This is a genomic window from Agaribacterium sp. ZY112, from assembly GCF_041346925.1.
Taxonomy (GTDB): Bacteria; Pseudomonadota; Gammaproteobacteria; order Pseudomonadales; family Cellvibrionaceae; genus Agaribacterium.
Genome location: NZ_CP166840.1, coordinates 270,245 through 285,278, shown reverse-complemented (window position 1 = coordinate 285,278; position 15,034 = coordinate 270,245). Strand labels below are relative to the sequence as shown.

Sequence of the window (15,034 nt, the reverse complement as noted above, 5' to 3'; positions counted from 1 at the left end):
TATGGCTGACGTAACAGTAAGTGAACTCGCCAAATCGGTCGGCACCTCAGTCGATCGTATTCTGTCGCAAATGAAGCAGGCAGGCTTAACGCACACTGCTGCCGATGACTTGGTTTCTGATGAAGAAAAGCAGACCTTGTTAGGTTTCTTAAAAGCAAGCCATGGTCAAAGCGCAGAAGCCCCAAAGAAAATTACGCTTAAGCGTAAAACCACCACGACCCTTAAAACAGGCAGTGGTGGCTCACGTAAAACCGTTAATGTTGAAGTGCGTAAAAAGCGTACTTATGTGAAGCGTGATCCAGCGGAGCTTGTTGCAGAAGCTGAAGCGGCCGCAGCTGCAGAGGTCGAAGAAACTGCTAATCTAGCGCCGGAAGTTGAGGCTGTAGAACCTGAGCCTGTTGTTGAGCCTGAGCCGGTAGTAGAGCCAGAACCTGAGCCGGAACCCGAGCCTGAGCCAGAACCCGAGCCTGAGCCAGAACCTGTTGTTGAAGAGCCCGTTGTTGAAAAAGAAGCGCCACCTAAGCAAGAAGCAGTTGTTGGTGCTTATAGCGATGATATCGAATTGCTGCGTCAGCAAGCGGCTGCCCGTAAAAAGGTAGAAGCTGAAAAAGTAGCTCAAGCACGTAAAGATGCAGAAAAAGCGAAGCAAGATAAAGCCGCTGCTGATAAAGCGAAAGGCGCTAAGCCTGCTGCTAATACTGCTGCAAATAAAGGTGCTGAGAAAAAGCCTAAGCATTTAAAAGCTGCGCCAACACCTGCTGATAAAGATGAAGAGAACAGCAAACACCACAAAAAAGCGGGTAAAGCTGTTAAGAAAGTTGCAGGGCCTAAGAAGGTTAAATCAGCTCTTGATTACGCTGAAGATGCAGAAGAAGTGAATGAAGTTCTGCACATCGATAAGCGCAAGAAGGTCACTTCTCCTAAGCCTCGTAAGCAAATTAAGCTTGCTAATCAGCACGGCTTTAAAAAGCCAACAGGCAAGATTACCTACGACGTGGAAGTGCCTGAAGAAATCACTGTGAGTGATCTCGCTCAGCGCATGAGTATAAAAGCTGGTGAAGTGGTTAAGACCCTAATGAAGATGGGTACCATGGCCACTATGAACCAAAGCATTGATCAAGAAACAGCGCAGTTGGTTGTTGAAGAGCTTGGCCATAATGTCAAGCTGGTTAGTGCGACTGAAGTTGAAGACAAGTTGGCTGAGTCTGTGCAAGACGTTGACAGTGGTAGTCAGCAAGTGACACGTGCGCCTATCGTTACGGTTATGGGACACGTTGACCACGGTAAAACCTCACTGCTTGATTATATCCGTGAAGCAAAAGTTGCCTCTGGTGAAGCGGGTGGTATTACTCAGCACATTGGTGCTTATCGAGTACAAACTAGCCACGGCGAGTTGGCCTTCTTAGATACCCCTGGTCACGCCGCGTTTACCGCAATGCGTGCTCGTGGTGCCCAGTGTACCGATGTGGTTATCTTGGTTGTTGCAGCCGACGATGGTGTGATGCCGCAAACAGAAGAAGCTGTTCAGCACAGTCGTGCGGCCGGCGTGCCTATGGTTGTTGCTATTAACAAAATGGATAAAGAGTCTGCAGACCCTGATCGTGTTAAGAACGAGCTGTCTGCGAAAGAAGTTATCCCAGAAGATTGGGGTGGTGATACTCAGTTTATCCCAGTATCGGCTCATACCGGTGAAGGTATCGATGCTTTATTGGAAGCCGTAGCGCTTCAGGCTGAGCTGCTTGAGCTTAAAGCGCCTGTTGATGTTCCTGCTCGTGGTGTGGTGGTTGAATCACGTATGGATAAAGGTCGTGGTGCTGTCGCTACCGTTCTTGTTCAAGGTGGTGAGCTTAAGCGTGGTGATATCTTGCTTGCAGGTCAAAGCTTTGGTCGAGTGCGTGCGATGATGAATGAGCGCGGCGAGACGGTACAAGAAGCTGGCCCATCTACGCCGGTCGAACTACTTGGTTTGGATTCTCCGCCGCAAGCGGGTGACGAATTCCTCGTTGTTGCCGATGAGCGTAAAGCGCGTGAAGTGAGCCAGTTCCGTGCAGAGCAAGAACGCCAAGACAAGCTTAAGCGTCAGCAAGCGGCCAAACTTGAAAATATGTTTGCAAGTTTTGACGGCAGCAACGTTGGTAAGAAAGTTTTACCTGTGGTTGTTAAAACCGACGTGCGCGGTTCACTTGAAGCTATTTCGGCTGCGTTAATGGATCTAGGTAATGATGAGGTTCAAGTAAACATCATTGGTGATGGCGTAGGTGGTATCACCGAAAACGACGTAAACCTTGCCTTAACGTCTGGCGCTATCGTACTTGCGTTTAACGTACGTGCTGATAACAGCGCGAAGAAATTAGCCGAAGCAGAATCAATTGAGATTCGCTACTACAGCATTATTTATCAGCTTATTGATGAAGTGAAATCTGCGCTTTCGGGCATGCTTGAACCAGAGCGTGTTGAAGACTTCTTGGGTTATGCTGAAGTTCGCGACGTATTCCGTTCACCTAAGTTTGGCCAGGTTGCTGGTTGTATGGTGACTGAAGGCACCGTATTACGTAACAAGCCTATCCGTGTATTACGTGACAACGTTGTTATCTTCGAGGGCGAGCTTGAATCACTACGTCGCTTTAAAGATGACGTTAACGAAGTGCGCAACGGTATGGAATGTGGTATCGGTGTGAAGAACTACGACGTTAAAGTCGGCGATCAGATCGAAGTCTTTGAAGTTAAACACGTAGCGCGAGAGCTTAGCTAGTGGCACGTGAGTTTAAGCGCGCAGATCGCGTAGCCGATGCTCTGCAGCGTAGTATTGCTGAAATACTGCGCTCAGAGATGCGTGACCCTCGCATTGGTATGCCTAATATCAATGCGGTTCACGTACCTAACGATTTAACGTCGGCCAAAGTATTTACCACCTTTATTGGTTTGTATGAGCAAAAAGACATTGATGCTGCCATTGATGTGCTTAACGAAGCCGCACCTTATATTCGTACTTTAATCGCTAAAGACGTAAAAATGCGTATCGTTCCACGTGTCTTTTTTGTCTATGACAAAGTTGCCGTAGAAGGTCAGAAGCTTAGTCACAAAATCGATCAGGCCATTGCCGCTGATAAGCGTGTTGACGATGATCTTGAAGAGCAGGGCGATAAGGCTTAATGGGGCGTAGACGTAAATTTGGGCGCAAGCTCGATGGTGTGCTAGTTATCAATAAACCGGCAGGTGTGACCTCTAACGGTATATTGCAGCGCGCTAAGCGGTTATTCTTTGCCAATAAGGCTGGCCACACCGGTGCTTTAGATCCTTTAGCAACGGGCGTATTGCCCCTGTGCTTTGGTGAGGCGACTAAGTTCTCACAGTATTTACTTGATGCCGATAAAGCCTACCGCTCAATCTTTGAGTTAGGGGTGGTTAGCGATACGGCTGATGCTGATGGCGACATATTGCAAGAAACCAGTGCGGCACAAATCACCCAAGCTGCGGTCGAAGAGGCCATGCAAGCGTTTCGTGGTGAAATTGACCAAGTGCCGCCTATGTATTCAGCACTTAAAGTAAATGGCCAGCCGCTTTATAAATTGGCGCGTCAGGGCATTGAAGTCGAGCGCAAAGCGCGTACAGTAACCATTCATAGCTATGAGCTTTTAAGTTTTGAAGCTGGTGAGCGCGCTTACGTCGAAGTAGAAATTCACTGCACCAAAGGCACCTATGTGCGCAGTTTAGCTGCCGATTTAGGTGAGGTTCTTGGTGTGGGTGCTAGAGTTAAAACTTTGCATCGTATCCAGAGTGGGGCGTTTGATGAAAGCCAGGCTTTGGACTTAGATGAGCTGGAAGCCGAGCGCGGTGAGCAGCTTGCCGAGGTGCTTGATTACCACCTTCAGCCTATGGATGCCCCGGTCGCTAGTCTGCCTAAAATAGACTTAGACGAAGATGGCGCATTCTACTTTGGCCGCGGCCAACGTTTGATGGACATTCGGGTCTATCAAATTGGTGATGAAGGTGATACCGTGCGCGTTTTCGAAGAATCAGGACGTTTTCTAGGTCTAGCCCAGATAACGGACGATGGCTGCTTGGCGCCAAAGCGTTTAGTGGTCTAGATTCAGTTCTTGTTGAGCTGAATTGAACAACGACCTGCCTGTAAATATGCACGGGTAGGCCGTAGAGCCCAGCATGATTGTTTGTGCGATCGGCTGGTTTTGCATATTCACAGTAATTTTAGAGGTAAAGCTCCATGGCATTGAGCGCTCAAGAGAAACAAGCAATCGTCGCTGATAACGGCGGCCAAACTGGTTCAACTCAAGTACAAGTTGCTTTGTTGACTGCAAATATCAACAAGCTTCAAGGTCACTTCGCTGATCATAAGAAAGACAATCACAGTCGTCGTGGTTTGATTCGTATGGTAAACCAGCGTCGTAAGTTACTTGATTATCTTAAAGGTAAAGACCTCAGCGCTTACGCCGAGCTGATCAAAAAGCTGGGCCTGCGTCGCTAGGAACCGGAAATGCCCGCCTTGCGCGGGCATTTTTTGTTGTTTCATCGGGAAGTTCTGAACAGGGTTTTTAAGGCCAGTTATAGCGGCTTAACTAAGAGCACTGCTCAGAGCTTCCCAGCTTTAAAATTAAATATATAGAAGTAAAAGTAAAACTGGAAAAGGGCAAAATAGTGAATCCCGTTAAAAAGCAATTTCAGTACGGTAATCAAACCGTAACTCTAGAGACAGGGCGTGTCGCTCGTCAGGCTACTGGTGCAGTAGTTGTAAGCATTGGTGAAACTACCGTACTTTGTACTGTGGTAGCCGCTAAAAGCGCCAAAGAAGGTCAAGACTTCTTCCCGCTGTCTGTACATTATCAAGAAAAATATTACGCTGCCGGTAAAATCCCTGGTGGCTTCCTTAAGCGTGAAGCGCGTCCTTCTGAAAAAGAGACTCTGACTTCACGTCTAATCGACCGTCCTATCCGTCCACTGTTCCCGAACGGCTTCCAAAACGAAGTTCAGGTACTGTGTACCGTTGTTTCAGCTGAAAAAGACATCGACCCAGATATCTGCGCGATGATCGGTACTTCTGCAGCGTTGGCTATTTCTGGTGTTCCTTTTGCTGGCCCAATTGGTGCGGCACGTGTTGGTTACACTCAAGAAGCAGGTTACATCCTAAACCCAACTCACAGTGGCTTAAAAGAGTCTGAGTTGGACATGGTTGTTGCCGGTACTAAAGACGCGGTATTGATGGTTGAATCAGAAGCTTCTGAGCTTCCTGAAGACATCATGCTTGGCGCTGTGCTTTACGCTCACCAAGAGCTACAGGCTGTTATCGAAGCCGTTAACGCCTTGGTTGCTGAAGCCGGTAAAGAAAAGTGGGTTTGGGAAGCACCAGCTTCTAACGACGCACTTATCGCCCAAGTTAAAGATGGTTTTGGTGCTCAAGTAGCTGAAGCTTATCGTATCACTGACAAAATGGCTCGTTACGCTCGCTTAGGCGAAGTTCGCGACGCAGCTGTTGCTCAGCTTGCTTCTGAGGAAGTCGATGCTGACGAAGTGAAATCTGTATTCTCTAAAATCGAGAAGCAAACCGTACGTCGCGCAGTTATTAACGGCGAACCTCGTATTGATGGTCGTGACAACAGCACCGTTCGCGGTTTGGCAGTTGAAGCTGGCGTTCTTCCTAAGGTTCACGGTTCAGCTTTGTTCACCCGTGGTGAGACTCAAGCATTGGTTGTTGCCACGCTTGGTTCCGCTCGTGATGCACAAATCATCGACGCCCTTGAAGGCGAGCGCAAAGACCCGTTTATGCTTCACTACAACTTCCCTCCTTACTCTGTAGGTGAGTGTGGTCGTATTGGTGCAACTGGCCGTCGTGAAATCGGTCACGGTCGTTTGGCTCGTCGCGGTATTGCCGCTACGCTTCCTAGCCAAGATGACTTCCCTTACACCATTCGTGTAGTTAGTGAGATCACCGAATCTAACGGCTCAAGCTCTATGGCTTCTGTGTGTGGTACTAGCTTGGCATTGATGGATGCTGGTGTACCTGTAAGCGCGCCTGTTGCTGGTATCGCCATGGGTCTTATCAAAGAAGACGACGGCTTTGCAGTATTGACCGACATCTTGGGTGACGAAGATCACCTAGGTGACATGGACTTTAAAGTAGCTGGTACTTCAGCTGGTATCACTGCTTTGCAGATGGATATCAAGATCGAAGGCATCAACGAAGAGATCATGACCATCGCTTTAGAGCAGGCTTTGCAAGCACGTTTGCACATCCTTGCTGAGATGAACAAAGTGATCGATGCGCCTCGTCAGGTTCTTTCTGAAAACGCGCCTCAGTTCCACCAGACTAAGATCGATCCAGACAAGATCCGCGACGTTATCGGTAAAGGTGGTGCAACCATCCGCGCTATTACTGAAGAGACTCAGTGCTCTATCGATATTGAAGACGACGGTACACTTAAGATCTATGCTCCAGACGGCGACTGTTTAAGTGCAGCGATTGCTAAAGTTGAAGAAATTACAGCTGAAGCTGAAATCGGTGCAGTTTACGACGGTGTTGTTGCTCGTATCGTAGACTTTGGTGCCTTTGTTACCTTCCTTCCAGGAAAAGACGGTTTGGTTCACATCAGCCAGATCGCTCACGAGCGTGTTAAAAGCGTCAGTGACTACCTAGAAGAAGGTCAAGAAGTAAAAGTTAAGTGTCTAGATGTAGATAACCGTGGCCGTATCAAGCTTTCTATTAAAGAATTGCTAGATCCGCCAGCGGCTGAAGAATCTGCTGAAGACGAAGCTCCAGAAGCGTAATTGCCCTGTTGTTTTAAAAAGCCCGCTTCTGCGGGCTTTTTTATGTCTGTAAGAAAGTTGATAATTGAGATGCTTATTACCCTGCGCATTTAGACAACATCGATTTGCTGAAAGTAGACGAGAGCACTAGCAGCATATGGCTATATGGATACACGCCGCATCTCAGTTGTTTTTAGCAAATTCATGTTTTGCACGGTATTGATATTTCCGTCGACCTTTCCTGTTTCTGAGAAATGTATGAACAAATTTGTATTAACGTTTTTATCCTGTTGTTTGTCAGTGCCAGCGCTGGCCGTTGAAACAGGTGAGAACACAAGTGCTGACGACTACGAGCACAAACCTAAAATTGAATTAGGTGTGGCCCTTGGTGCTCAGTATCTAGCCGACTACCGAGGCTCAAAAAGTTACGGCGCCAAAGCTCTGCCGGTGCCGTATTTAATTTATCGCGGAGACCGAATTAAAATTGATAGGAAAGGCCTGCGTGGAGAGCTCATTAAAGAGCTCTACTGGGAATTTACCGTTAGTGGTGAAGTCGCTCTAAGTGGCGGCCGAGATGACAATTATCTACGCCGCGACATGCCCGAGCTAGATTCCACCTTTGAATTAGGTCCTTCATTAAATATCGCTCTCGATGGCAATGTGAATGACGACGGTTGGGTATTGCGCATGCCTGTGCGTGGTGTTTTTGGTGCAAGCCTATCCGGAGTGGAATACGTGGGTTATGTCTTTAACCCCAAAGTCACCTGGACCAAAGAGCAGCACGAAGAAAAAGATTGGCGCTACTCCACCTCCTTAGGTGTGACCTGGGCGGATGAAAGTTACCACGATTATTATTACCAAGTGGATGACGAGTTTGTCTTGCCCGATCGGCCTTATTACAACGCCAAAGCGGGTTATAGCGGAACTTACTTTAAAAGCTCTATTACTCAGCGCCGAGGCCCTTGGCGTTATGGTATTGCTTTGCGCTACGACAACCTAAGCGGAACCGACTTCGCACAAAACAGTCCGCTAGTTGAAACCAATGATTATTTTGCAGTGAGTTTGTTATTGGCTAGGACCTTTTGGACAAGGTAGTTCGGGGCTTACTTAGTGCCTCTTCTTAATTAGACCGAGTAATTTGCCAGTATCCTTATTATGCTCGTCTTAGCTTCCGCTAAGGGTTTTAATTGTGGTGATTATCTGGAAATTATTTCCTTGTCCTGAACATGAGTCTCCGCCTGCATGAGAGAGGGTGGCTGTAAGCGCTAGGATGTGCAGTAGGGTTATATGTTTCATATGGCTCCTTTCTTCTTGAGTTTGTACTTTTCTACTGCTTATTTTTATGTTCGATGTTTTATAGTTTTGCTAATTAAAGTTCTTATGAATAGTACTTTGCAGACATATTGTTAATACTATATTGGGTGTGTCGTGTCTGTTGTCTGATTGGCGTTTTTTCTTATATAATCAGATTTTCTAGGAAGGCTTGACGATCAAGGTGTGAGTGTTAATCAAAGAGCATGTTTTATGTTTTTGATTAAGATCAGGCAATATTTGTAGGGTTAGTGTTCTATTAATCTTTCTCTCCCCTTTAGTGTTTTGAAGCTATATCCGCTCTTATATTCCCCACCATAATGGACAACCCTGTTATGCCGAGCTGGTCTCACTCCCGTTTGATAATACTAGCCTTTTGTGGGTTTTTATTCTCACTTAATGCTTATGCTGTAAATTCTCCAAATGTACCTACATTTGATAGTGATGGAGATTATATAATTTCTTATGGTGGGGACAACTATATTGCTGTCCCTGAAGAAAAAGCTCCGGGAGGTGCTTGGGGAGGTATTGCAAATACATACCCAAGCCCGGATAGGCTTACTAGTATCGCAATTGATGACCGATTGCCCGGCATTTATCAATACCGGATGAGAGTTGTTTATGGCAATGGTGTTGGAACATATAGCCCTGTTGTTTCAGTGGAGGTTAGAGATAACTTGGGACAAGCTCCTTCCGTCAGTTTGGGAGGGGTGCCACAAGCTCCTGTTCTTTCAACGAACGGTTTAGCAACAACAATTACTCCAATATCTGGTGCTCGTTTTGAATCTGAGGGCATGTCTGGTCGAGATATTATTTACGTTGCACCACCTAATGAACACGGTATATCGATTAACGAGTTTTCAGATTTTGGTGTGACTTCCCCGCTCTTTATCTCTAATACGCCCAGTTATGACCGCGTCACTGGTGAAGCCATTTCGTCAGCTAAAACTATTGTTTTCTTAGTGCGTGGTGCCAACCTTTCCTCTGTGATTGATATTGTTGGCCCAGCTTCAGATCTCGTGTTTATAGCAACAGATTCAAATATGCTGGCTTGTAATAATTGTGAGATCAACAATGTCCTGCGCCTGTCATTGCTTTCAAGTGAGGGTAAGAATATTCCCTCGGACGCATCCGCCCTTGGTATATTTGATTCCGGCCCGGCTCGGATATGGCTAAAAGGACTTTATGCACCAGGAGCTATTGGTTTAGATGTTGTTGCACAAAATATAACGATCAATGGTGTGGTCGATATCAATCAGCCTGCAATGAAGAATATAAGTGGAGCTGATATTGCCTACAGCGCAGTTCCTCATGGTTCTTATAAGTTGGGTACAGGAGCTATCGATGTGGTCTCCGGCGGGTTTACATGGGAATACGAATACGCTTCTATCGTAAATCTTACTGGTGATGGAGAGACATTAATTAATGGGGTCTTAAAGGCGCCAAGAGTTAGTGTTAGTTCAGCGGGAAGTTTATTTTTTACAGGTACAGTAGATAGTCGCGTCGATGCCTTGAGTGGTGTCAGTTATAACGGTGAAATTAATCTGCCTAGCCCTGGCGTGACTTTACAGAGTTTGTCTCTGGGGGGGCGGGTTGATGTTTCAGGGCGAATTCTAGATGAGTCACACCTAGTCATTCGCTCGGCTGAGAATGCAGTACTTCGTAGTACAGCAAGAATCACGACGCCTAAAGTACAACTAATCGCGCGTGGGGCCATTAATAATTATGCAGATTTAAATGCACCAGTAGTAGAGATGGCCTCAGGCTCATTTACCAATGAAGCTAATGTTTCGGCAACAAACAGAGTATTTATAACGACAGAAGATACATTGGTCAACCAGTATGGAGGTGTGATTCAAGCCCAGTTGATTGAGCTGGAATCTTCAGGTGGTGTTGTAAGAAATGGTTCCAGAACCCCTTATCGAACGCCAATGGTAAGCTTTAATGGAATGTTGAACTTGGAGAGCTCAGAGTTTTTACAGGCTTTCCTCGCTCCCAATTCTATGATTGCATCTTATAACTATAACAGTACTGAGTTGGGGGCTTTTTATCTCGTCCCAAATAAAGTATCCGTTGTACAAAGCTCTGCGCTTACTATGGCAAGTGAAAATACCGCACACATAATCGGTCGTGATGTAAAGATTAAAGCCAAAGCGTTTGAAAATATAAACCCTTATTACTCTCGACTAGGAGAGGAGCAGTCTGCGGTTGAGTTAGATCGTAGACGTATTACTCAGGTTGCAGTTTTAGCAGATAACGAACTGGCTATAAGTGGCCCTGTTAATAGTTCTAATATTGCTACAGCAGCAGAATATATCCTGAACGCTTCAGCTATTTTATTGCAAAATGGACCTGATGGTATTGTCAATATTAATACTAAGCGTTTAATTAATCAGCGCTATCGAGTAGCTACGTATTTAACATCGAGTTTTGAAGAGCTCAATAAAGAGTATTGGGACTACGTTCAGTCGACTAAAGAAACCTATACGACAGTAACGGCTGTTTATTCACCTCCTGGATTTTTCTCGTCAATGGGGGCGGTAAATATACGGGCAAGCCACTTCTTTGCCAACATGCTTGGCTATGTAGAGTTTTTTAAAGGTGGCGCTTTAACTTCACCACTATTAAAAAGCGTAGGTTTAGAAAATCAAGGTATTAGCGAGCATAGTACAGCGGTTACTAATGATGCAAATGCAGGTGGTACACGCAGCATTGTTAAGAATCCTAGAGAGCTGGACGCCTTGTTTTCTATTGGAGGAGGATTTGACGCTGATCAATCAATTTATTCTGCAGAAACAATAAATCCATTTGAATATTTATTAAAACAAGCCTCTAACGAATACAGAATTCCTAGTCAAACGTCTAAAACAACTACTTATTATAGTGAAGCTTATATAGGCGCGCAGGGGAATATTCCAGGGAAAACTACCTTGCAGTCGCACAAATACAATGGGACGGCATATCGCTCTAGGGGGGTTACTCAATACGGTTGGGACTTTAATATGGGGCAGGCTATTAATACTGGTAGTGTGATTTTGAATGGAATAAAACAAACTACTTATACAGATACGTATTACGATGAAGATGAGGAGCTTAGTGGTCTGAATGGGCGAACTGTTAATCATGGGAGTCCTTCCGATGTTGATACAACACCATATACTGTGGCCGGTACAACAGGCGAAACAAAACAGGTGTCTGTTTTCTCATTGATTAAAGGATATTACAGCTCGGTAAAAGAGAAGTTTACCGCCGTATTTGATGAGTTTGATTGGTGGGGGCTGGCATCGTGAGTAAGGGAAACAATAACGTGAATATAGTTGCCAAAGAACAAGGTTCTGTGAGTAAAAAAATTATTAAACGTATAACCGCATATGCATTAAGTGCACTTGTGCTCATGAACCCGCTCACTCCAGCGCTAGCCCAAGTGCTTAATACACCAGTGATTCAGAGCGACTTTGCAAGCAACCCAATATACCTTGATGCAAAAAACTCAAGTTATGAATACGAAACACCACATTATTTGGAGTGGTCGAGCAGTGGTTTAAAAAGCTCGGAGTGGCTATATCAGGAAACGCTTAAAGCTAATTCAGATTTAATCAGCCCTACTACCTACGTGCCTATCGCAGTGGGCGATATCACTACGTTTATAACAACCCATAGACAGTATGATTATGTTGGCACCGTATCGGCACAGGCCCGTTATGTACGTACACAAATACAAGCATTACTTGGGCGAAGTATAAAAAGAGAATTCAGTAATGAAGCTGCCCAGTTAGATGAGCTGTATTCAAATGCCTATGACTATTTAAATAATGAGGCGCGGCCGCCACATGTGAAATATGGTGTGCCTTTAAGCCTAGATCAAACCGATAGTGGTTTAGGTAAAGACATGGTGTGGCCTGAGCTTAGAACGATTAATGGTCGTTCGGTTATTGTGCCTATTGTTTATCTCACTAAAGAAACCGTTAAAGATCAAAAGATCACAAGAAACACAAATGAAATAAGTGGTTGGGCAAACTTTGAAGCGTTTGATGCAACTAATGTTGATATTAGGACTGCTCGTAATACATTTATAAATGCTACTCAAGGTATACAGTTTACGAACTCCAGATTGACCGGTGAAGGCAACTTAAAAATTGTTGCAGGCGGAACCTTTGATAACGCATCAAGCATTATAAGTGCTAACGGTAACTTAGATATTTCTGGGAAAAGTATTCATAACCATACTATCGTATACCGTTATGATCTGGGTTATGAGCAAGGGACTTCATACGGCACGATCGCCAGCATTAACTCGACTGATGGTAGTATTACTTTAGAAAGTACAGTTGAAGATATTAAAATCCTTGGAGCAAAGGTCTCTGCAAATGAAGGCAGTGTCACTTTAAGCTCAGCTGGCGATATTGTTGTTGCTGGCTTGCCTATCTTTAGTAGTAGTTCATCTCGTTATGGTTCGGCGCAAGAGAGCCGCTCTGCTACCTCATATTTACAGTCTTATATTACCGCTGAAGATACCATCGAGTTAATGGCCGCTGGTAAAATATTAATTGATGCTTCTGAAATAATTTCCGACTCTGGGCATATTAGTTTGTTGGCCGGGATGGGGATAACTGTCCAGGATCAGTTGAGTTCAACGCAGAGTTATTATCAGCGGGGAAGTGAGACTGAAGAGGCCTACAAATCGGTTGCTATTCGATCTTTCTTAGATGCGGGTAAAGGCATCACTATTCGCAGTGAGTTTGGTGATATTACTTTAAGGGCTGCTGATATTACTTCGGTGGATGGTACCAGCGTATCTGCTGCAGGCGGTGCGCTGAAGTTATTGTTGGCTAAAGAAAATGATCATTATAGTTACAGCAATGTAAAAGAAAACTTGTTTACCACCTCAACAATAAATCGTGGTCATACACGCGAAACAGCAGTTTATAACAGTATTGTTGGAGGCTTCTCGGTTGAGGCAGCACAATCAATCCATATTCAATATGGAGGTAAAGAAGGCTTAAGCCTTAAAGATCAGGTCGATGCATTTCAAGAAATTGAGGGCATGGAATGGGTTGCTGATCTCTATTATGACGAGACAACGGGTATTGATTGGGAAGAAGTAGATGTTGTTTATAAGAGTTGGGATAAGCACGATACCTCACTGAATGCGGCAGCTATGGCAGTTATTGCCATCGTGGCTGCAGTAGCGACGATGGGGGCTGGTGCGGCTTTGGTAGGAGCAGCACATGGTATGACAGCCGCAGCGGCTGCAACCGCGCATGCAACAACAGTAGCTGTTACGCAGGCGGCGGTAGCTTCTATGGCGACCTTGGCTGCTCAAGCTTCCGCCAATGCGGCGGTAAATGGAGAGAATCCATTGGAAGTGTTTGAGGCCGCGTATGAGTCCATTCTTAGTGAGCAAGGTGCAAGAACGATAGCCACCTCCATGGTAACTGCTTGGGCTATGAACCAAGTTAGCGCCGAATTCTTCACTGAAGTTGATGTAAATAAAGTAGATGATTCATGGCTGTTTTCAGCGCCAAGAGAGTTATCGCTTACTGGCCAGGCAACTCAAGCATTTGCTAATTCTGTGGTGTCGGCGGGTGTGCAAACGGCTATTAATGAAGGTGATTTCTCTGATTTTGGCGATGCTCTAGGTCAAAGCATTGCAATGACTGCTGTCAATACGATAGGTCAGAAAATGGCTACGGCTATTGGTGATGCCGCAGAGAATGGGCATATTAATACCGCGATTCAATATGTTGCGCATGCAGGTGCAGGCTGTATATCGGGTGTTGCTAGTGCTTCTATTTCTGAGGGTGAAATAGATTCCAATATGGCTTGTCAAAGTGGAGCAGGTGGCGCTGTGGTGGGCGAGTTAGTGGGGCAATATTACAGTGAGGGCTTAGATGAGGATATGTTGGAGTGGGCTAACGAGGCTATAGGGCCCGATGGAGCCCTTCCTCTTGACGAGGTTATGTATCAGGCGGATTTACTCGTTGCTCGTGGTGCAGATATGGCTAAGCTGTCGGCTGCTGTTTCAGCATTTGTTGCTGGTATGGATGTGAATATTGCTGCAACTGCTGGATACACTGCAGCACGTTTTAATGCTCTTGATGACAGGGAAACTCTTCTGGCTGAGAAGGTTTCCAGTGGGTATAGATGGCAAGATGAAGAGGGTAAATGGCATTTTGGGAGTACTTACCCTAATGGCTACGATGTAAAAGAAGATCCCGATCTGGTGGCTAAACTGGAGGCCGCTGCAGCTGTAAAGTCGGAATCAAGAGCTCGCCACTTAGATAAGGAAACGGCATGTGCTATGAGTGGGCAGTTTAATGGTCAGCCTTGTGCCTGGACTGAGCCGGTAGGGTTTGATTTGGATACGCCAATAGTTTTTTCAGAAGGAACTCCAGGGCAGCAGGGAATGTTGGGAGCACTAAATTTTCTGGAAGATTTAGGGGAGGCTGTAGAGAGTCTTGGGGCGTTTGCTTGTGATATGACTGGGTGCTCAACTGTAGTTGAAATTAAGCGCATATCTGGGGGAGGGGCAGTAAGTTACGAGACTGTGTTGCTTGCAATTCCGATTGTTGGCAAGTTTGCGGGTAAGTTTTTTCTAAAGAGTAGTAACCAAGTTACAGATCTTAATAGCCCCGTTAATCATTATGGGGTGACTAATGAAAGTAAGGCGTTATTGAAGCGTCAGTTAAAAGCCCAGGAAGAGTCTGTAAGGCTTGCAAATGGTCATGCGTTTAAGCATGTGACTGACGATGGATACTTTCCGTTTGTTGAGACAAGGGAGGAGTTTGCAAAGCATATCGAGAAAGTTATGACATATCCTACTCATCAACGGCTTGCTAATGGAGGGCGAGAATATTTTTATGATCTTCCTACTGAAACATTTGTTGTTTTAAACCCTAGGGATCCTGATGGCGGTTCAGTATTTAAAGAGACTTTAGATTATTTTATTAATGAGCCGTAAGGGAGG

At 45.4% G+C, this 15,034-nt stretch carries 8 protein-coding genes; all 8 read left to right on the top strand.

Features of this window, described 5'->3' with window-relative positions; translation table 11 throughout:
- Position 1: 1 nt before the first annotated feature.
- Positions 2–2,752 (top strand): translation initiation factor IF-2, encoded by a 2,751-nt coding sequence (gene infB / locus AB1S55_RS01300; protein ID WP_370979970.1) that lies wholly within the window; start codon positions 2–4, stop codon positions 2,750–2,752.
- The gene (rbfA, locus tag AB1S55_RS01295) at positions 2,752–3,153 is read left to right on the top strand and encodes a 30S ribosome-binding factor RbfA (RefSeq protein ID WP_370979969.1); all 402 of its coding nucleotides are present in this window, start codon (positions 2,752–2,754) and stop codon (positions 3,151–3,153) included. Before infB ends, rbfA begins: the two co-directional genes overlap by 1 nt.
- Positions 3,153–4,088 carry a tRNA pseudouridine(55) synthase TruB gene (gene truB / locus AB1S55_RS01290; RefSeq protein ID WP_370979968.1) on the top strand — a complete coding sequence of 312 codons (936 nt, stop codon included), beginning with the start codon at positions 3,153–3,155 and terminating at the stop codon, positions 4,086–4,088. Before rbfA ends, truB begins: the two co-directional genes overlap by 1 nt.
- Before the next feature lie 134 nt (positions 4,089–4,222).
- Complete coding sequence (gene rpsO, locus AB1S55_RS01285) at positions 4,223–4,483, top strand: 30S ribosomal protein S15 (protein WP_370979967.1); 261 nt, start codon at positions 4,223–4,225, stop codon at positions 4,481–4,483.
- A 170-nt stretch (positions 4,484–4,653) separates the two neighbouring features.
- Complete coding sequence (gene pnp / locus AB1S55_RS01280) at positions 4,654–6,777, top strand: polyribonucleotide nucleotidyltransferase (protein ID WP_370979966.1); 2,124 nt, start codon at positions 4,654–4,656, stop codon at positions 6,775–6,777.
- Between the two features lie 237 nt (positions 6,778–7,014).
- Positions 7,015–7,851: a MipA/OmpV family protein gene (locus AB1S55_RS01275; RefSeq protein ID WP_370979965.1), complete on the top strand. Its 837-nt coding sequence runs from the start codon at positions 7,015–7,017 to the stop codon at positions 7,849–7,851.
- Positions 7,852–8,402: 551 nt separating this feature from the next.
- Positions 8,403–11,357, top strand: a complete 2,955-nt coding sequence (locus tag AB1S55_RS01270) for a hypothetical protein (RefSeq protein ID WP_370979964.1) — start codon at positions 8,403–8,405, stop codon at positions 11,355–11,357.
- A 17-nt stretch (positions 11,358–11,374) separates the two neighbouring features.
- Positions 11,375–15,028 (top strand): DUF637 domain-containing protein, encoded by a 3,654-nt coding sequence (locus AB1S55_RS01265; RefSeq protein ID WP_370979963.1) that lies wholly within the window; start codon positions 11,375–11,377, stop codon positions 15,026–15,028.
- The last annotated feature ends 6 nt before the right edge of the window (positions 15,029–15,034 follow it).

Bases quoted from the DNA above. Each gene is read 5' to 3' on its own strand.
- infB (WP_370979970.1), top strand. From the start codon at position 2: ATGGCTGACGTAACAGTAAGTGAACTCGCCAAATCGGTCGGCACCTCA.
- truB (WP_370979968.1), top strand. From the start codon at position 3,153: ATGGGGCGTAGACGTAAATTTGGGCGCAAGCTCGATGGTGTGCTAGTT.
- AB1S55_RS01270 (WP_370979964.1), top strand. From the start codon at position 8,403: ATGCCGAGCTGGTCTCACTCCCGTTTGATAATACTAGCCTTTTGTGGG.
- AB1S55_RS01275 (WP_370979965.1), top strand. From the start codon at position 7,015: ATGAACAAATTTGTATTAACGTTTTTATCCTGTTGTTTGTCAGTGCCA.
- rpsO (WP_370979967.1), top strand. From the start codon at position 4,223: ATGGCATTGAGCGCTCAAGAGAAACAAGCAATCGTCGCTGATAACGGC.